We start from the raw sequence: 18,788 nt of genomic DNA, 5'->3' as shown, positions 1-18,788 counted from the left end.
TGCTATGGATCTGGAATTGAAAGGCCGCGTGGCCATCGTCACCGGCGGCGGTATGGGTATCGGCAAGGAAGTCGCACGTTTTCTGTCCGAAGAGGGCTGCAAGGTGGTGATCTGCGCACGCCGCATGGAGTTTCTCCAACAGGCTGCCGAAGAGATCACGGCTCAGACCGGCAACGAAGTGCTGCCGCTGTACTGCGACACCAATCAGATGTCGGCCGTGTCTGACATGGTCGAAGCCGCGCACAAACACTTCGGCCGCATCGACATCCTGGTCAACGGTGCCGCAGCGCCGTCCGGCGTGGTGCGCAATGACATCGAACATGCCGGCGACGACGAGTTGCTGTCGGATCTCAACACCAAGGTGATCGGCTACTTCCGTTGCGCCAAGGCAGTGACCCCGCACATGAAGGCCGGCGGTTTCGGTCGCATCATCAACATCGGCGGCCTCACTGGGCGCAGCAGCAAAGTCCTCTCGGGGATGCGCAACCTGGCGATCGCCCACATGACCAAAACCCTCTCCGACCAGTTGGGCCCTTCGGGCATCACGGTCAACCTGATCCATCCCGGCGTGGTGGATACCCCGCACATCCAGGAGTTGTACGAGCGCGAAGCGGTCAAGCAAGGCAAGACCTCGGAACAGGTTGAGCAGGCCTACATCGACGCGACGCCGATTCGCCGCACCCTGGCACCGATTGAAATGGGCTGGCTGATTGGTTTCCTGGCGTCGCCGAAGGCTGGCGCGGTGACCGGAGAATCCATCGGCATCGACGGCGGTTTGACCCGCGGTATCTACATCTGAGGAGCACCAGCGATGAGTAACGGAACCCTGTTAGTGGCCACGGTAGGGCAGGCGGTGATCCGCAGCGCCGACGAGGGGCGGACCTGGCATCGCCTGGGCCTGGGCCAGGATCTGGAGTTCGACGCGATCACTCGATCCTTGAGCGTGCACCCCGGCGAGCCTGAGGTGATCTACGCCGGCACGGATGTAGGTTTGTGTGTCAGCCGCGACACCGGCGGCCATTGGCAGCGGGTCGATTCGCCGTTCAACGGGCAGACGGTCTGGAAAGTCGCCGTCGATCCGCAGGACGCGCAACGGATTTTCGTCGGCACCGGTGCACCTTCGCGCGCCGTACTGTGGAGGACGCTGGACGGTGGTCTCAGTTGGGATCGTGCGCCGGTGGAGATTCCGGAATTCTGCGACGGAGTCAGCCGCCCACGGCTGCTGGCTTTCGCCTATGACCCGACCGACCGCAACCAGCTATGGTTCGGCCTTGAAGAGGGTGGGTTATTCCACTCCCGTGACGGTGGCGACAGCTGGACGCGCGTCGATGATCGGCTGCTGTGGGACTACAACTCGGATGTCCACAACATTCTGGTACTGCCCAATCATGGTCAGAAAGTCATCGTGGTGGTCTGCGTCAACGCCGTCTACCGCAGCCTGGATGAGGGGCTGACCTGGACTGGCATTATCGGTCGAGAAGCGTTCGGCCTGTACTACATGCGCGCCATGAACGCGCCGTTGGGCACGCAAAGCGACCTGTACCTGAGTATTTCCGATGGCACGCCCGGTACCACCAGCAAGATCCTGGTGTCCCGTGATGCTGCGCTCAGCTGGGAAGTGCTGCCCCTGCCGCAACAACCCAATTCCTGCGTCTGGGCCATTGCCTTCAACCCGGAAAATCCGCGACAGATCGTTGCGGGAACCAAGTACGGGCACTTGTTCACCTCCGGGAATGGCGGTGATGGCTGGCAGAAACAGTGGCGCGAATTCAGTGAGATCGCTGACGTGCTCTGGACCCCCGCGGTGGCGCAGATCAAGGCAGGGCATCAATCCGTGGTCAAAAAAAGCTGAGGTATCACGCGATGAAAGTCGAAATCCTTCGTACTCACTTATCGCTCTCGGTAAGTGATCCTGATGTGTCGGCACGCTGGTACGCCGACATCCTGGGCATGCATGAAAGTGCCCGGGGCGAAAGCTGGGTCATGATGGCGTTTGGCACCAAACATCACGACATCGCCTTGCTTCGTGCAGAGCCCGGCGCCCATCAGGGCGGGTTGGGGTTGCAACACTATGGATTGGAAATCGCCGGGGACATGACCACCTTGCGCCAGCTCTACGGCATGTTGCTGGGCAAGGGCGTCGAGGTGGTGAAGATCACCGATCACGAAATCGGCCATGGTGTGTATTTCAACGACCCTGACGGTAATCGCATGGAATTTTTCCTTGAGACCGAACACGACGATGCGCGCGGCAAGGCCCGGTTCAAGGCCGCTGGCGCGCCAAGCCGACATTTCAATCTAGACCCACTAGACCCACTTTGAGGCAACCCAGATGAAAACCGCGAATTTTGCTTCGTATCACATCCGCAAGTGGTACAGCTTTGTCGAAGAAACCCTGGCCAACGAAAGTGGCCAGTTAGCCGATGGCGAGCCGCTGTTCAAATATGCCGTCGCCGCCGTGATCGCCAACCCCTATGCCGGTCGCTACAGCGAGTCGCTGACAGAGCTGGTAGAACCGTCGCCGCTGCTGGGCGAAGAGTTCGGTCGTCGCATTCAGGCGCTGGCCGGCTCGCGGGATATTGTCAGCTACGGTAAAGCTTGCATGGTGGGCAGCCAGGGCGAATACGAACACGGCAATGCGTTCCTGACCAACCCGGCTGCCGATCCGGTGCGCCTGGCGCTGGGCGGGGGCAAATCCTGGGTGCCGTCCACCGGCAAACGGGGCGCCCCGGGTTCAACCATCGATGTGCCGTTGGCTCACAAGGATGCACTGTATGTACGCTCCCATTACGACAGCATGTCCCTGATGTTTGGCGACGGCCCCGCGCCGGATGAGGTAATCGTGATCTGGGCCTTCGCCACGCGCGGGCGCTTGCATGCGCGGCTGGGCGGTCTGCAGGCGGCAGACGTCAAAGGTATTGATGGGCTGCACTGATTTCAGGCGCATGGCTTTAGCGGCGTCGGATTAAAAACACAACAAGAAAGCGGTGAATAGCGATGAAGCAGGAGAAGACCCAAGTTGTCATTGTCGGCGGCGGCCCTAACGGGATCACGGCCGCACACTATATGGGGATGTACGGTATCGACTGCGTCGTCCTTGAGCTTGCCGACGGCGTACTGCCTTACCCACGCGCGGTGGGCATGGATGATGAAGCACTGCGCGTGCTGCAGGGGATCGGCATCGCCGATCTCGCTGTACGCGACATGATCTGCGATGTACCGCTGCGCTATTACAATGCACGCGGTGTGTGCTTCGCCGAGGTCAAGCCGAGTACCGCCCATTACGGCTGGCCAATGCGTAATATTTTCATGCAGCAGTTGCTGGAAGGCACGTTGCGCGAAACCCTGGGACAGCGTGCCAGCGTTGTGTTGCGCCAAGGCCATGAAATGCTCGAACTCGAGCAGGACGGGCAGGGCGTGACATTGCAGGTGCGCGATGCTCAAGGCGAGATTTATCAACTGCGGGCTGACTATGTCATCGGCGCCGATGGCGGACGCTCCACGGTGCGTAAAAAGCTTGGTATCGAGCTGTCGGGGCTGACACATGCGCGCAAATGGGTGGTGGTCGATACGGCCAATGACACCCTAGATGCACCCTACACCGCACTGCATGCCGACCCGGAGCGGCCCTTCGTGTGCATCTATCTGCCGTACCAGCAACGCCGCTGGGAATTCATGCTCCTGGAGGGCGAAGATGAAGCGAGGATGTGTGAGGAAAGCACCATTCGCGACTTGATCCGTGGGCATATCGGCAACGCGGTCGATCAGTTGAACATCATCCGCATCCGAGCCTATACCCACCACTCCCGGGTCGCGGTGCGGTTTGTCGAAGGGCGTGTGGCGCTGGTGGGTGATGCCGCGCATATTTCTCCACCCTGGGCCGGGCAGGGCCTCAATTCCGGGCTGAGGGACGTGGCCAACGTGGCCTGGAAACTGGCGGCGATCATCCAGGGCCGTGCCTCGCACTCGATCCTCGCCAGCTACGACCAGGAGCGCCGTGGGCATGCCACCGAGCTGGTAGCCCTGGCCGACAACATGGGCGCGGTACTGGGAATGACCAACCCGCTGATGGCCGGCGTGCGCGACTGGCTGTTCCAGGCAGTGAACAGTGTCGACAATCTGCGCTCGCACCTGCTGGAGTTCAAATTCAAACCCAAGGCCACCATCACCAAGGGCTTGGTCTATCACGAACGGGCCGAGTTGCGCGAGGACGACCTGGTCGGCCAGCTGTTTGTACAGCCGCATATCGAAGACGCCCAGGGGCAGCGTCGTCGCCTGGACGAAGTGCTTGGCAATTCCTATGCGGTGCTGGGTTATCGGGTGAACCCGCGCGAGCAACTCAGCGAGGAAATGACCGCTTATTGGGCGCGCTGGGACACGCGTTTTATTCAGGTCAATCGTTCGCGCAGTGGCATCGGACGTGGCCAGCCGTTGACGGCCTCGGACGCCATCAGCGTGGAGGACGTGGATAATCGCCTGGGTGAATGGTTCTCCAGGGTGCGTGACTGCATCGTAGTGGTGCGTCCGGACCGGTTTGTCGCCGCCATTACCACACCAGAGAGGCTTGAAGGTGTGCTGCGCAAACTGGCGGAGCAACTGTCATGAACAGCGGCAACGCGCTACTTAATCGGCTACATCAGGCAACGCGCACGGTGCAAGCCATTGCGCCACTGGCCCCCGAGGCGATAGATCGGCTTGCGGGTTATGCGCTGCAACGCCAGGCGCTGGATCACCAACAAGCCGCAGGCGAGCGACTGAGCGGGTGGAAGGTCGCCTTCGCCGGCAGCGCCGCGCAAAAACGCTTTGGCCTTGACGAGCCGGTGTATGGCGGCCTGATGGATACCATGATTGTCGAGCCGGGTACGGCGGTGGCGTTCTCGCGGTTGATCCAGCCCAAGCTGGAGATCGAATTGGCGTTTGTACTCGGGCGTACCCTGGCGCCGGGGGACTACCGTGACGAGGATATTCTGGCCGCCTTCGGCGACGTAGCGCCCGCGTTCGAGATCGCCGACTGCCGTTGGCAGGGCTGGGATTTCGGAGTGGGCGCCTTTCTTGCCGACAACGCGGCGGCGGGGCTTTATTGTCTCGGACCGCGCATCCCGTTCGATCCTGTACACCACGTCAACGTAGCGTATCGCCTGGAGTGCGACGGCGCGCTCTGCGGAAACGGTGATACGCGTGATCGGGAGGACAGCCCGCTGGCCAATCTGTGCTGGCTGATTCGGCGTCTGTTGGCCGACGGTCAACCTGTGGAGGCTGGGCAGGTCGTGTTGTCCGGGGCGTTGTTGCCGCCGATGAATATCCAGCCCGCCACGTACTGCCTGCACATGCTTGGCATGGAACTGGCTTTGGTTTTCAAGGCGGACGCCGCCCCGGTGTGAACGATAGCTGCCGTCACGGATGACTGAGTCCCTTTCAGGCCGATAAACAAACGGGGCCACCGAGGAACGACGACCATGCTTGCTGAAGTTCGAACCTTCAATGACCCTCAACAACACGCTGGCTCCATCCAGGGCTGGCGACAAGTGTATGACCAACTCGGCCGTGGCTGCCTGACAAGTGAGCTGCGGCAGCTGTCCTCTGACCGCTTTCAAATCTTCCAGGAAGTGCTGGACAAACGCGTGGTACAGCGCGGCTATGCGCCCAAAGGTCGGCTGTGCGCGGCCATGTCGTTAGGCTGCGCGCCGGTGGTGCAGGGGCAACAGGTGGGCACTCACAGCGTGGTACTGTTGCGTGACGGCGAGGAGTTTGTGTTGCACGCCCCTGAAGGCATGCACTTCTTTGCGCTCAATATCGACGCGGTACGCTTCGCCAAACTGGCGGCCTTCGAATTGTCTGACGATCAGCTCAAGCGCCTGAAGACCACGTCCCAACTCAGCGTGGATGATGCGTTACTGTTGCGAATACGTCAGCGTATCCACCCGCTGTTTCATCACCTTTTGGAACAGACGGACGCTATCAACTCAACCGCCGAGAAGATGCTGGAGGAAGAACTGCTCGGCGCGTTCCTCGATTTGTTCAGCCACGCCACCGATGAGGTACGTTGTCGTCGCGGTAATTTCGCCGTGAGTGCTTACCTGGTGAAGCGTTGCCAAGAGCTGATCGATGCCAGTGGTGATACACCACTGAGCATTCTCGACCTGTGCGAGCACCTGCGGGTGAGTCGCCGGACCCTGCAGAACAGTTTTCAGGCAGTGACCGGAATGCGTCCGGTCGAATACCTGCGCAATCTACGCCTCAACGCGGTGCGACGCCGCTTGATCACAACCTCTGCCTGCACTCACAACATCAGTGAGATCGCGATGGCGATGGGCTTTTTTCATCTGAGCCACTTTGCCGCGCATTACCGGCAATTGTTCGGCGAGTCACCGTCTGAAACGCTCAGGGCTATGCGCTAAAGACCTCATGTGCGGCTGACGCTGTCCTCCCACCCGATTTCCTTTTCCAGGCTGATATTCAAGCGCTCGTGAAATTTTGAAAGGGCGGGTCAGGCGTAGTTGATGCGGTCGCTATAGGCGTTTTGGACCATTTTGCGTTGATAGTCGCAAGGCGTTGTACTGACCAATTTCTTGAAGTCGCGCAGGAAGTGCGATTGATCGGAAAAGCCCAGGTCGAGGGCCAGCTCCGAAAACGATACATCGTGTTGGGTATTGAGGGTGTCCAGAGCTGCCTGGCAGCGGATGATTCGGCAAAAGGTCTTGGGTGATATGCCGGTGTCCTGGCTGAACTGTCGGTGCAGCGTGCGACTGGTGTACCCGCTGAGCTCTTCCAGTTGCTGAATACGAATATCACCGCGGTGGCGCAGCGCCTGCTGAATGACCATGGCCGTGAGTGCTGACGTTCTCCCCATCAGGCGGGGGGCGAGGTAGTCGTTGAACAGCCGCATCTGATCGCCCAGCAGCGGTGCTTGAACGATATTTTCGAAGATGCGCTGGGCGAACCCCGAGACCTCCAGCAGGTCGAGTTCCCGTTCGGTCAATTCCTCGGCCAGCACATTGATAAATCCGGGAATGACGCCCGGTGAAAAGCGCACGCCGAAGTAGTGATGGTTCTGGTGTAACTCGACCGCTTGGGCAGCCAGCGGCGTGCCACAGATCCGGGCGGTAGGGCGTGTTGCATCACAGTCGAAAACAATATCCACGCAACCGTCCGGCACGGCCAGCAGGTTGGCTGATTGAGCCACATCGAAGGCATAGAAATGCGAAATCGCCGGGTGTTCGGAGGGCATGACCGAATACCGTGAAGAGTTGAGCACGAACCAGGGCTGTTCGTTCGCAGTGTGGTGCCTGGGAGGCGGCGCGCACTGTTTGATCATGGTTGCACCTTCGATGAGCAGCGATACGGAAGTTTTCACGCATTAATCACGCCAACTGTTGCGCGCCGGTCAATCGGGCATGTCCGAAATTTACAATACCGCCGAAAAGCGCGCCCTGATACTCGAGGTCGACAGCGTGGAGCTGCGCCTACCGCAGCGATATCACCTTCAGCCCGAGAATAACTATGTCTACAAATACAAAAATCGACTTCATCTACCTCTCCGAGCAGGACATGATCCGCGCGGGCGTGACTGACATGCTGGCGTGCGTGAACACCATGGAGGAGATGTTCGGCCTGCTCTATGCCGGTGACTATCGCATGGCCGGTCCGAACAATGACTCCCATGGAGCGATGGTGATCTTCCCGCAGGATTCACCCTTCCCGAACATGCCCAAGCCCACGGCTGACCGACGCATGATGGCCATGCCTGCCTACCTGGGCGGCAGCTTTTGCACCGCAGGCGTGAAATGGTACGGCTCCAATATCGCCAACCGCGAAAAAGGCCTGCCGCGCTCGATTCTGATGTTTACCTTGAACGACCCCGACACCGGCGCACCGCTGGCCCATATGTCGGCCAACCTGCTGTCCGCGTACCGCACCGGTGCGATTCCCGGCGTGGGCGCGCGCCACCTGGCACGCAAGGACTCGAAAGTCGTCGGCCTGCTCGGCCCGGGTGTGATGGGCAAGACCACACTGGCGGCATTCATCGCGGTATGCCCGCATATCGACACACTGAAGATCAAGGGGCGTGGCCAGAAGAGCCTCGATAACTTTATCGCCTGGGTCAAGGAAACCTATCCGCAGGTCACCACGATCGAAGTGGTCGACACCCTTGAAGCGGTGGTTCGTGACTCCGACCTTGTTACTTATTGTAGCTCCGGTGAGGTGGGTGATCCCACAACCTACCCAATTGTGAAGCGCGAGTGGGTCAAGCCAGGTGCCTTCCTCGCGATGCCTGCATCCTGCTCCCTTGACGACGGGATGGAACAGCGCGACGTACGCAAGGTGCTGGACAACACCGGTCTCTACCAAGCCTGGTTTGAAGAACTGCCCAAGCCTGCGCATCACTGCGTGCCGGTGATTGGCGTGCGCTTCATGGACATGATTGCCGAAGGCAAGATGCGGCTCGAAGACGTCGAGGACATTGGCAAGATCATCGCCGGGGCCGCGCAAGGCCGTAAGAACGATGAAGAAATCATCATCATGTCGGTGGGCGGAATGCCCGTGGAAGACGTGGCCTGGGGCACGGTGGTTTACCGCAACGCCATCGAAAAAGGCATCGGCGTCACCTTGAACCTGTGGGAAACCCCGGTTCTGCGCTAAGCCAGCCATCACTAATATTGACGAGGCATTCCACATGACAAAAATCATCAAGCTCAAGACCGGTTCCCCGTTTGAAGATCAGGCCAGCTATTCGCGCCTGGTGGTCGTGGACAACTGGATCTACGTGTCCAACACCGCAGGCCGCAACCCACAAACCAAGCTGATCCCGGAAGATATCCTCGAACAGACCCATCAGGTATTCGCCAACATCGAGGCGGCCCTGGCGGCGGTCGATGCGAGCCTGGCGGACGTGGTGTGTTCGCGGGTGTTCATCCAGGACCCCAAGGACGTACCTGCCGTGATGGCCCTGATCGGCGAAAAGTTTCGCGGCGTTGACCCTGCCAGCACCGTCACCTGTCCGCCCTTGGGGTCGACGGTCTACAAGGTGGAGCTGGAAGTGACGGCGTATCGCAACGCGTCGAAGGCGCAAGTTGAAGTCATTCGACTGTCGCAGTAACTGTCACGCGGCCATGCGCAGGCGTGGCCTACCTCATTCGTTTACCGAGTCTTGATCATGGCACCCACTATAGCGCCCGTGAAAACGTCTACCGTGTTTCCCTCCGCAACCTCCGTCGTCATCATTGGCGGCGGGATTATCGGCCTGACTGCAGCGTTGACATTGGCCGAACGCAATATTGCGGTGGTGGTGCTGGAAAAAGGTCGTATCGCCGGCGAGCAGTCGTCACGCAACCTGGGCTGGGTACGCAAGACCAGCCGCCACGCAGCCGATATCCCTCTGGCCCTCGCCGCTGACCGTCTGTGGGCAAAGATGCCTGAGCGGGTAGGGGCGGATGTCGGGTATCGCCAGGAGGGCATCATGTTCGTGGGCCGCAGCCCATCGCAGATGGCGATGCATGAGGGATGGCTCAAGTCGGTGGAGCATTTGTCGCTGGATTCACGGCTGCTCAGCAAGCGCGAGATTGACGCGTTGGTGCCCGGTGGCGTGGGTGAGTGGGCCGGTGGCATCTTCACGCCGTCCGATGCGCGTGCCGAACCGACGCTGGCAAGCAGCGCTATCGCCAAGGCCGCCATGGCCCTGGGTGTGGTGATTATCGAGCAGTGCGCGGTACGGACGCTGCAAATGTCCGCCGGCACGGTCAGTGGCGTGGTCACCGAGCAAGGTGAGATTCGCTGTGATCATGTGCTGCTGGCTGGGGGGATGTGGTCACGGCGTTTTCTGGGCAACCTCGGTGTGTCGTTGCCGACCTTGCCCTTGACCTGCTCGGTGCTACGTACTCACCCAATGGAGGGGCCGACGGAAATTGCTGTCGGCGCACCGGACTTTTCGTTTCGCAAGCACAAGGACGGCGGCTTCATCATTACCCAGCGCGGCAAACTGGATGCCTTCCTGACCCTCGACCACCTGTTGCTCGCCAAGCAATACATGCCGCAGTTCCGTGCGCAACGCAGCGTGTTGAACGTGTCGTTGGGCAAGCCTTTTTTCAATGACCTGGCGCTTGCCCGGCGTTGGAAATCCGACAGTGTCAGCCCGTTCGAGCGCGTCAGGGTACAGGACCCGGCCGCCAACCCGCGGCTCAATAACGATGCGATGAACAACCTCATTGCGGCCTGGCCGGTATTTGAACAGGCGCGGATTGCCCTGGCCTGGGCAGGCACTATTGATGTCACACCCGATTCGAATCCTGTCATTGGGCCGGTCGCGCAGATTCCGGGGCTGACCGTGGCCACCGGCTTCTCGGGGCACGGCTTCGGCACGTCGCCGGCGGCAGGTCACCTCGCCGCGGATCTCGTCAGCGGTCATGCGCCGATCATTGATCCAAGCCCTTATCGGTTCGATCGTTTCTAGGTCGGTCGAAGCCACGCATATAAGGAACCAAACGATGCCTTCTGACAGCTGTTTCTTTACCAACCGATCTGGCTTGCGCCTGCACTTTTTGCGCTGGGGTGAATCCACCGGTGTGCCTCTGGTGCTATTGCATGGCTTGCGGGCTTATGCCCAAACCTGGGAATCGCTGGTGCAATCTCTGGGTGCAGGCTACTGCGTCTATGCCCTGGACCAGCGCGGTCGAGGACTGAGTGACTGGGCCGCGCCCGGCAGCTACCACACGCAGTCGTATGTCGAGGACCTCGAGGACTTGGTCGCCCATGTTGGCTTGTCGCGTTTTGTATTGCTGGGGCACTCATTAGGGGGCGCCAACGCCCTTGAATATGCGCGGCAAAACCCGGGGCGATTGGTTGGCTTGATGATCGAGGACATCGGCCCCGGCTCCTCAATCCAGGGCGATGGCGCCGCGCGTATTCGCCGCGAAATGAGCCAGACGCCTTTGCAGTTCGATAGCTGGGAGGCGGCCCGCACATTCTGGCAGGCTTCGCGCCCTGGGTTGTCGGAACAGGGCCTGGCATCAAGGCTCACTCATTCGATGAAAGAGAGCGATGGCGTGATCACCTGGCGCCATGATCAGCAGGGTATTGCCGAGGCGCGCCTGAGTATCGAGCCGACGGACCTATGGCCGGCGGTACGCGCGCTGGATTGCCCGACCCTGTTCATTCGCGGCGGCCGCTCGGACTTTCTGCCACCCGCGATGCTGCAGGCGATGAGCGCCAGCAATTCGTACGTCCAGACGGTGGAGGTCGCAGGCGCCAGTCACTATGTACACGATGATCAAGGCGAGGCGTTCAACGCGCTGGTCGCAGGCTTTCTCAAAAGCCTTGAGCTCCCGGGCCAATGAAACCCACGGCACGGTGAGAATCAAACCGGCGATGGAAACCCCATTGACCGCCATGCGTCGGGTTGAATTGGCGATTGAGGCGGGCATTCCTGCGGGTGCACTGATTCAGCTGGCGGGTCTGGACTTGAAGACACCACTCAAGACAAAGGCATAACGTTCCGGGCGGATGTAGAAGGTCGTACGGTCGCAGCAGCGGCCGTCGGCAAACCAGGAGGTGCGCTCCATGACCAGCAGTGCCGCGCCACGTTTGATGTGCAAGGCACTGGCCAGGTGTTTATCGGCTTCTTGCGCGCGGATCGCCAGATCGGCTCGGGTGACCGCCATGCCAGTGATCGACTCGAGAATGGAGTAAATCGGTTGATGCTCGACTTCAGTCCAGACCACGCTGGCCAATTCGGCCGGTAAATGGCTGCGGCCCAGCGCGATGGGTTCGTCATCGACGAAATGCAGTCGTTCCAGAAGCAGGCAATCGTCCGCTTCTTCAAACAAACCACGCAACGCCTCTGGAACCGGCTGCAGGGTATGGCTGATGACGCGCATGCTCGGTTCGAACCCTTGCAGCAACAAGGCTTCATGAAAACTACGCAACGCGTCCAGGCCGTGCCGCACCTGTTTGGCCGCCACGAAGGTGCCTTTGCCTTGTTTGCGCTCTACCACGCCGTCGTCGCTGAGTTTGCCCACCGCCAGGCGAACGGTGACGCGGCTCACCGCAAAACGTTTACCCAGCTCTGCTTCTGACGGCAGCTTGCCGCTGGGCTCAAAGTCGCCGCGTTGAATCTCTTCCAGCAATTGCTGGGCAATCTGCTCGTAGAGTGAGGTGGTGCTGTCGCGAAGAATGGATGTAGACACTGTCGGTTTCCATGGCCTTGGAGGAGGGTGGTGCGCCTTCACTTCTAAGGTTATAAAAATAGGTTATTGGGACGACTTGTATTAATACGTATTATGTCAGGTATTCCCATTGTAAACGACCTGACGACACTTGCCATGTTCAAAACCCTCCCTTACGCACAGCAGCAAGCCGATGCGCTGACGGTCGATGACATCAGCTTCAGCTACCCCAATGGGCATCGCGTGTTTTCCTCTTTCAGCCTGAACGCCAGGCCCGGTGAGTTCGTTGCGATCCTGGGGCCATCCGGTTGCGGGAAAACCACCTTGCTGAACTTGTTGTCAGGTTTTGTGCAACCGCAAAGTGGTCAGATCAGTATCAACCAGACGGCGGTGCGTCCAGAGCGTTCGGAGTTGGGTTATGTGTTTCAGGCGCCGCAGTTGTTTCCCTGGTTGAGCGCCTTGGAAAACGTCCGTTTCGGCCTGCGAATGGCGGCTCGGATCAACGAATCGCAGCAGCGTTCTCAAGCCTTGCAGTACCTGCGTCTGGTCGGTCTGGAGAATGCCGCGCATCGGTTGCCGCATCAGTTGTCTGGCGGCATGCAGCAGCGGGTTTCCCTGGCCAGGACCCTGGCATTGGAGCCCAGCGTGTTGCTGATGGATGAGCCATTCGCTGCACTGGATGCCATCAGCCGCAACAGCATGAACGAAGAGACCTTGCGCATCTGGGCCGAACTGGGTCAGACGGTGCTGTTCATTACCCACGATATCGACGAAGCGGTGTTTCTGGCGGATCGGGTCATCGTGCTTAACATCGCCCCCGGCGGTATCCACAGCGAACTGAATATTCATTTGCCGCGCCCTCGCTCCAACCTCAAAACCCGCCGGTTGCCGGCCTTTCTCGATTACCGCAATGAGCTGATGGAGCGCATTTCCCAGGTCATGGAAGTGCCTGCTGCCTCCGCTTACCCAACCCGCCAACCTGAGTTGACAGCATGATCAAACATTCGCTGCTTGCCCTTTCCTTGTCTGTTGCCGCCTTGGCAAGCAGCGTATTCGCCGTGGCTGGCGAAGAGAAACCCTTGCGTGTGGGTTATGTATTCGCGATGGCCAACGCCCCGGCGTTGATCGCCGACAAACAGGGCTACTACCGCGAGGAAGGCTTGAATGTCGATCTCAAGGCCTTGGGCGATGGTCCGGTGATCCAGCAGGCACTGGCCGCTGGCGAGCTGGATGTGGCCTATGTCGGTACGCCGCCGGTGTATCAATGGTTTTCCCGGGGGCTGCAAAGCCGGATTCTGGCCAAGGTCAATTACGGTCAGGCTGCGGTGATTGTCGACGCCAAGAGTCCGGTTACCGCCCTGGATGAACTCAAGGGGAAAAAACTGGCCGGGGTCAAGAAGGGCAGTGGCATGGATGTGCTGCTGCGCGGCTATGTGCTGAAAGAAAAGGCCGGGCTCAATCCTGACAAGGATCTGGACATCATCGACATGCCACCCGGCAATATGAACGCGGCGCTGGAGCGCGGCATTGTCGATGCGGCGTTTTCCTGGGAACCCTTTGTCAGCCAGTCGTTGTTGCGCGGGTCGAGCCGGATCCTGCTCGACGTCAATCAGGCGCTGCCGAATTACCCTTGGTACGTGGTGATCGCCTTACCCAAAACCTTGCAGGAGCGACCGGAAGATGTGGTGAAGCTGCTGCGTGCGCACCGCAAGGCCATCGCCTTTCTCAACGAGCACCCCGAAGAGTCGAATCGAATCATCGCCGAGGCGTTCAAGCTTGAAGCGGTGCAAGGCGTAGACGGCAAGACCATCGCCCCGCAAGCCATCGTCGCCCAGGCACGTACCCGGTTGGGCTGGTCAGCGGACTTGCAGTCTGCGGATATTCAATTCATCCAGCGCCTGATGAATTACTCCCACGACCTGGGCTTTATCGATACCACGCTCAAGACCGAACAGATCGTGGATACCTCCTACCTGCAAAAAGCCTCGCACTGAGTCTGTCATGTCCTTGCCAAAACCGAATTGGGGATGGGCGTCACTGCCATTCCTGCTGTTGATCTGGATGGCCCTGGCCAGCCGCTTTCCCACTTACATCCTGCCGCAGCCATGGGATGTTGCCCGCGAGGCTGTGCGCTGGCTGGGCGACAGTTCGCTGTGGCAGCACCTGCGGGCCAGCGTCCTTGAAGAGGTTGGCGGCTTTTGCGCGGCGGTGGTCGTTGCGGTGCTGCTGGGTACTGCCGGTGGCCTGTCCTCGCGTTTTCGCGATTTCATCTCGCCGCTCAACAGCCTGTTCATGGCCATCCCGCCGATCGCCTGGGCACCGCTGATCATGATCATTTTCGGCCTGGGCTATGTCTCCATCGTGCTGGTGATTTTCATTGCCGCGATGTTCCCCATGGCCGTGACCATTCAGGAGGGCGTGCAGAGTATCCGCGGCGGTGAAGTCCGTGCGGCACGCACCTTGGGCGCCAACCGCTGGCAACTGCTGGCCCACGTTTACCTGCCGGCCTCGCTGCCCTTCGTGACGGCGGCGTTGCGCATCGGCTTCAGCCAGGGCTGGAGGGCATTGGTCGCGGCGGAAATGATCGGTGCGTCCCAGGGCATCGGCTGGATGGTGTCGACGGGTGGGCAGATCGGCAACAGCAGCCAGGTGCTGCTGGGCATTGTCGTGATCGGCCTGATTGCCTGGCTGATGGAGAGTTTTGTGTTCAGGCGTATCGAGCGTCATTACCAGAAATGGCGAGTGCAGTAAGCATCGTCATTTGACTTCAACCCCCTTCAAACCTTCAGTGGACCACTGCACGAGGTGTCATGTGAGTAACGTTTTCGATCCCCGCGAAGCCGGGTATTACATTGCCCCTCAAGGCCTCTACGAACGCAACAAACAACGCCCGTTTCTGGGCAGCATCCACTGTGATCGTGACACGCTGATTGCCGGCCAATGGGATGAAATTACCCTGGTCTACGAAGTCGGCGGCAGCGGCCTCGCAGACGGCGCCTGGTTGAAACTGGCCTTCAAGTTCTACTCCGACTGGGCCTTGTTCCAGACCTCGAATCCGACTGGCCCCAACTATGTCAGCGCCGAATATCAGGCAGGCGAGCTGGTCCCTGGCCAGAGCCAGGCCTCTGTGCAGCATCTGAAAGTGCGCTTCGACCAGAAGGGCCATGAACGGCCCTTCCAGAAAGCGATCATCATCGACATCATCGACGGTTACCTGAATCCGGGAGACAAAATAATCATTCGCCTGGGCGATCGTCGTCAGGGCGGCGCGGGTACGCGGGTGCAGAGTTTTGTCGAGAAGGACTTCCGTTTCCGTTTGTTCATCGACCCGTTGGGCAGCTCGAAATTTGCCGAGGTGCCGGGTGATCCGCTGCTGAACATCGTGCCGGGACCGGCGCAAAGCGTGCAGTTGATCGTGCCTCGCCTGGTCAGCGCGGGTGAGGTGTTCGACGTACTGCTCAGGGTGGATGATGCCTGGGGCAACACCTGCCGCAACTTGCCGCTCCAAGGTGTCCTGACTCTGGTTGATCCTGAAGGGGGGGAGCGACAACAACCGTTCACCCTGGCGGCTGAAGGTTGGGCGACTGCCCGGCTTGAAGGTTTTGATCTTGGTGCGGTGGGGGAGTGGCGCTTGTCGGCCGAGGTGGCGGCACCTTTTGTGCGTACCGCTCGGGCGTTTGTCACGGTCGATCCGGCTGGCACTGCATTGCGCCCGCTGTACGCCGACCTGCATGTGCACTCCGATGACACGGTGGGCACCAACGACACCTTGTACAACCTCAGCTACGGTCGCGATGTCGCCGGGCTCGATGTCCTCGGTTACACCGCCAATGATTTCAATATCACTGAGCAGCGCTGGGATCAGGCGGTCAACCTGATTCACGAACTCAATGAACCAGGACGATTTGTTTGCTATCCCGGCACCGAATGGTGCGGCAACTCTTGCGCGGGCGGCGACCGTAATGTGGTGTTCCTGCATGACCGCAAACCCGAGTTTCCCTTCGACAATCAAGGTCGGCTGGTGCGTTCTTTCGAGTGGAACGAGTTCACCGCCGGCACCATCAAGCCGGGTGCCTGGCCGGTGGATGAGTTGTATGCCGCCTATGCCAAGGACCCCGAAGGGCATTTGATGATGCCTCACGTCGGCGGACGCCGTTGCAACCTCGACTGGCACCATCCGGAGCTGGAGCGCCTGATCGAGGTCGGCTCGGCCTGGGGGCAGTTCCATTGGGTCTACGCCGAAGCGCTTCAGCGTGGCTATCGAGTGGGTGCCGCGGCGAACAGCGATGAGCATCAGGGGCGTTGTGGCGGTGGTGTTCCGGCCACGGCGGTGTTCGGCTCTCGCGGCGGGCTGACTGGCGTGGTGGCCGAGGCCTTCGATCGAGCCAGTGTTGGCAAGGCACTTCGCGCCCGTCGCACTTTTGCCACCACCGGCGAGCGTTCATTTGCCAGCCTGCGCCAGGGCCAGCATTTCATGGGTGAAGTGTTCACCGCCGATGCAAATGCCACGCTGGACTATCGACTGCTCGGAGAGGCGGGCTGGGAGCAGGTCGATCTGTTCGATGGCGACAAACTGATCTGGTCGCGCAACCTGCATCAGGAATTGGGTTTTTCCAGCCAACGTATTCGTCTGCGCCTGGGCGGCGCAAGGATCAAGGACCGTTATCGCGGCGCCTACTGGACCGGCGAGATTCGCGTGACGGGTGCGGTCATCAACGGCTTTCGCGCCTTGGGTCTCGATCACCCCGAACAAACTGTATGGCGCAAGGATGCAACGGTTCTGGCCTTTCGCACCGACACCAACGGCGACACCGACAGCATCGAAATCGACTTGTCGCAATTGGCCGGCGCCACGCTGCAGGTTCATAGCCGCATCGATAACTACATCAAGGTCGGCGACCCGTCTGAACCGCAACCTTACGTGCATGCGCCGACGGTGCTGATGGAGTTGTCCGGCGATGAGTTGCTGGTGCAATCGCAAGTGAGTGAAGAGTTGCCGGGCGCGGAGTTGAAGGTGTCCCTCGAAAGGACAACCGCTGCGCCGCTGCCTCGTGAACTGCAAGGGCAAATCGAGCTTGCCCGGTTGAATCTGGAGCAGGGGCGTGAACATCCATTATTCATCTGCGCCCGGCAGCGCGATCAATCCCGAGTCTGGACCTCGGCGCTGTTTCTTACGTTATAAACGGCCATAAAAAAGGGCAGCTCAAAGCTGCCCTTGTCCCAACCCATTCCTTAGGCCGCGGTAAACAGCTTGTGCGGATCCATGACGAATTTCTTCGGCGCCCCGGCATCGAACTCGTGGTAGCCACGCGGCGCGTCGTCCAGGCTGATCACCTGCACGCCGACGACCTCGGCAATCTTGATCCGGTCCCACATGATCGCCTGCATCAGCTGACGGTTGTACTTCATCGTCGGGGTCTGGCCGGTGTGGAAACTGTGGGACTTGGCCCAGCCGAGGCCGAAACGGATGTTCAGGCTGCCATGCTTGGCGGCTTTATTGACCGCACCCGGGTCTTCGGTGACATACAGACCGGGGATACCGATATTGCCGGCGACCCGCACCACGCCCATCAGCGCGTTGAGCACATCGGCCGGGGCCTCGTGCTGCGCGCCGTCATGGCCGTGGCCACGGGCTTCGAAGCCGACCGCATCGACCGCACAATCGACTTCCGGCTCACCGAGCAGGTTGGCGATTTGCTCGTGCAGCGGAGTGTCCAGGGTCAGGTCGGCGATCTCGAAGCCCTGGGCCTTGGCATGCGCCAGGCGCAGCGGATTGACGTCGCCGACTATCACCACCGCCGCACCCAGCAGACGAGCGGAGGCGGCGGCAGCCAGTCCGACCGGACCGGCGCCGGCGATATACACCGTGCTGCCAGGGCCGACACCGGCGGTCACCGCGCCATGGTAGCCGGTCGGCAGGATATCGGAGAGGCAGGTCAGGTCGCGGATTTTCTCCATTGCCTTGTCGCGGTCGGGCAGCTTCAACAGGTTGAAGTCGGCATACGGCACCAACACATATTCGGCCTGGCCGCCAACCCAGTCACCCATGTCCACATAGCCATAGGCACCGCCGGGGCGCGCCGGATTGACCGTCAGGCAGACGCCGGTGTGCTGCTCCTTGCAACTGCGACAACGGCCGCAGGCGACGTTGAACGGCACTGATACCAGGTCACCGATCTGCACGTTTTCCACGTCACGGCCCTTCTCGATGACCTCGCCGGTGATCTCATGGCCAAGCACCAGCCCGACCTGGGCCGTGGTCCGGCCACGCACCATATGCTGGTCGGAGCCGCAGATATTGGTCGAAACCACGCGCAGGATCACGCCATGGTCAATGCGCTTGCCGCGCGGGTCTTCCATTTTCGGATAGGGGATGGTTTGCACCTCGACCTTGCCTGCGCCGAGATACACGACACCACGATTACCAGACATGATTTCACCTCGCTTTTGTTGTTGTGAGAACACGGCCCTTGTACTGCGAAGGGTCGCGCGGCCTTACAGTGCGGCGGTAAATGTCTTGCGTTTGCGCGTGAATGCAGATGGGTTGGAAGTCACCTTCCAACGATGCGTGATAAGCAGTCATCGTATCGATCCTACGCCTGGTATCAGCACCCTGCGAGGGCATTTAGC

The 18,788-nt window shown here is 60.2% G+C and carries 18 protein-coding genes and 1 pseudogene; 16 read left to right on the top strand and 3 right to left on the bottom strand.

Going from position 1 to position 18,788, the window contains the following annotated elements:
• The first annotated feature begins 4 nt into the window (after positions 1–4).
• The 7 genes from ACEN8R_RS11930 (at position 5) to ACEN8R_RS11900 (ending at position 6,398) form a co-directional block, all read left to right on the top strand.
• On the top strand, positions 5–799 hold the full coding sequence (locus tag ACEN8R_RS11930; RefSeq protein WP_019578593.1) for an SDR family NAD(P)-dependent oxidoreductase: 795 nt from the start codon (positions 5–7) through the stop codon (positions 797–799).
• A gap of 12 nt (positions 800–811) precedes the next feature.
• Positions 812–1,852 (top strand): VPS10 domain-containing protein, encoded by a 1,041-nt coding sequence (locus ACEN8R_RS11925; protein ID WP_018927857.1) that lies wholly within the window; start codon positions 812–814, stop codon positions 1,850–1,852.
• An 11-nt stretch (positions 1,853–1,863) separates the two neighbouring features.
• Positions 1,864–2,322 (top strand): VOC family protein, encoded by a 459-nt coding sequence (locus tag ACEN8R_RS11920; protein ID WP_018927858.1) that lies wholly within the window; start codon positions 1,864–1,866, stop codon positions 2,320–2,322.
• A 10-nt stretch (positions 2,323–2,332) separates the two neighbouring features.
• Entirely contained in the window at positions 2,333–2,935 is a 603-nt protein-coding gene (locus ACEN8R_RS11915) for an amino acid synthesis family protein (RefSeq protein ID WP_018927859.1), read from the top strand.
• A gap of 62 nt (positions 2,936–2,997) precedes the next feature.
• Positions 2,998–4,605: a bifunctional 3-(3-hydroxy-phenyl)propionate/3-hydroxycinnamic acid hydroxylase gene (locus ACEN8R_RS11910; protein ID WP_028940844.1), complete on the top strand. Its 1,608-nt coding sequence runs from the start codon at positions 2,998–3,000 to the stop codon at positions 4,603–4,605.
• Positions 4,602–5,381 carry a 2-keto-4-pentenoate hydratase gene (locus ACEN8R_RS11905; RefSeq protein ID WP_495624900.1) on the top strand — a complete coding sequence of 260 codons (780 nt, stop codon included), beginning with the start codon at positions 4,602–4,604 and terminating at the stop codon, positions 5,379–5,381. The genes ACEN8R_RS11910 and ACEN8R_RS11905 overlap by 4 nt, the downstream gene beginning before the upstream one ends.
• A 75-nt stretch (positions 5,382–5,456) precedes the next feature.
• Positions 5,457–6,398, top strand: a complete 942-nt coding sequence (locus ACEN8R_RS11900; RefSeq protein WP_018927862.1) for a helix-turn-helix domain-containing protein — start codon at positions 5,457–5,459, stop codon at positions 6,396–6,398.
• An 89-nt stretch (positions 6,399–6,487) separates the two neighbouring features.
• Here ACEN8R_RS11900 and ACEN8R_RS11895 read toward each other — a convergent pair whose 3' ends face one another.
• Entirely contained in the window at positions 6,488–7,315 is an 828-nt protein-coding gene (locus tag ACEN8R_RS11895; protein ID WP_428635993.1) for an AraC family transcriptional regulator, read from the bottom strand.
• Between the two features lie 185 nt (positions 7,316–7,500).
• Between ACEN8R_RS11895 and ACEN8R_RS11890 the strand changes: the two genes are divergently transcribed.
• From ACEN8R_RS11890 to ACEN8R_RS11870, 5 genes and pseudogenes are all read left to right on the top strand, one after another.
• Positions 7,501–8,640, top strand: a complete 1,140-nt coding sequence (locus ACEN8R_RS11890) for an ornithine cyclodeaminase family protein (protein WP_018927864.1) — start codon at positions 7,501–7,503, stop codon at positions 8,638–8,640.
• Positions 8,641–8,674: 34 nt separating this feature from the next.
• On the top strand, positions 8,675–9,097 hold the full coding sequence (locus ACEN8R_RS11885) for a RidA family protein (protein ID WP_018927865.1): 423 nt from the start codon (positions 8,675–8,677) through the stop codon (positions 9,095–9,097).
• Positions 9,098–9,154: 57 nt separating this feature from the next.
• On the top strand, positions 9,155–10,447 hold the full coding sequence (locus ACEN8R_RS11880) for an NAD(P)/FAD-dependent oxidoreductase (RefSeq protein ID WP_026286554.1): 1,293 nt from the start codon (positions 9,155–9,157) through the stop codon (positions 10,445–10,447).
• 34 nt (positions 10,448–10,481) lie between these two features.
• Positions 10,482–11,330 carry an alpha/beta fold hydrolase gene (locus ACEN8R_RS11875; protein ID WP_018927867.1) on the top strand — a complete coding sequence of 283 codons (849 nt, stop codon included), beginning with the start codon at positions 10,482–10,484 and terminating at the stop codon, positions 11,328–11,330.
• A 10-nt stretch (positions 11,331–11,340) separates the two neighbouring features.
• Positions 11,341–11,448: pseudogene (locus tag ACEN8R_RS11870) on the top strand (aldehyde dehydrogenase family protein); the annotation flags it as partial.
• Here the strand turns inward: ACEN8R_RS11870 and ACEN8R_RS11865 are convergent.
• A complete protein-coding gene (locus ACEN8R_RS11865) occupies positions 11,436–12,179 on the bottom strand; it encodes a GntR family transcriptional regulator (RefSeq protein ID WP_018927868.1) in 744 nt (247 codons plus the stop codon). The pseudogene ACEN8R_RS11870 and the gene ACEN8R_RS11865 sit on opposite strands and share 13 nt — an antisense overlap.
• A gap of 135 nt (positions 12,180–12,314) precedes the next feature.
• On the opposite strand from ACEN8R_RS11865, the gene ACEN8R_RS11860 reads away from it, so the two are divergent.
• The 4 genes from ACEN8R_RS11860 to ACEN8R_RS11845 all read left to right on the top strand — a co-directional run bounded on the left by ACEN8R_RS11860 (position 12,315) and on the right by ACEN8R_RS11845 (position 17,340).
• Complete coding sequence (locus tag ACEN8R_RS11860; RefSeq protein ID WP_064617317.1) at positions 12,315–13,154, top strand: ABC transporter ATP-binding protein; 840 nt, start codon at positions 12,315–12,317, stop codon at positions 13,152–13,154.
• Positions 13,151–14,152, top strand: coding sequence for an ABC transporter substrate-binding protein (locus ACEN8R_RS11855; RefSeq protein ID WP_018927870.1), 1,002 nt, complete (start codon positions 13,151–13,153; stop codon positions 14,150–14,152). Before ACEN8R_RS11860 ends, ACEN8R_RS11855 begins: the two co-directional genes overlap by 4 nt.
• A 7-nt stretch (positions 14,153–14,159) precedes the next feature.
• A complete protein-coding gene (locus tag ACEN8R_RS11850; RefSeq protein ID WP_007941346.1) occupies positions 14,160–14,909 on the top strand; it encodes an ABC transporter permease in 750 nt (249 codons plus the stop codon).
• Positions 14,910–14,970: 61 nt separating this feature from the next.
• Positions 14,971–17,340 carry a hypothetical protein gene (locus ACEN8R_RS11845; protein WP_018927871.1) on the top strand — a complete coding sequence of 790 codons (2,370 nt, stop codon included), beginning with the start codon at positions 14,971–14,973 and terminating at the stop codon, positions 17,338–17,340.
• Positions 17,341–17,390: 50 nt separating this feature from the next.
• Here ACEN8R_RS11845 and fdhA read toward each other — a convergent pair whose 3' ends face one another.
• A complete protein-coding gene (gene fdhA / locus ACEN8R_RS11840) occupies positions 17,391–18,590 on the bottom strand; it encodes a formaldehyde dehydrogenase, glutathione-independent (RefSeq protein ID WP_018927872.1) in 1,200 nt (399 codons plus the stop codon).
• Positions 18,591–18,788 lie beyond the last annotated feature (198 nt).

The sequence above is a fragment of the Pseudomonas sp. Pseusp15 genome (assembly GCF_059492165.1).
Note: the sequence above shows the minus strand (reverse complement) of the source record. Positions and strands in the feature narration are given on the sequence as shown.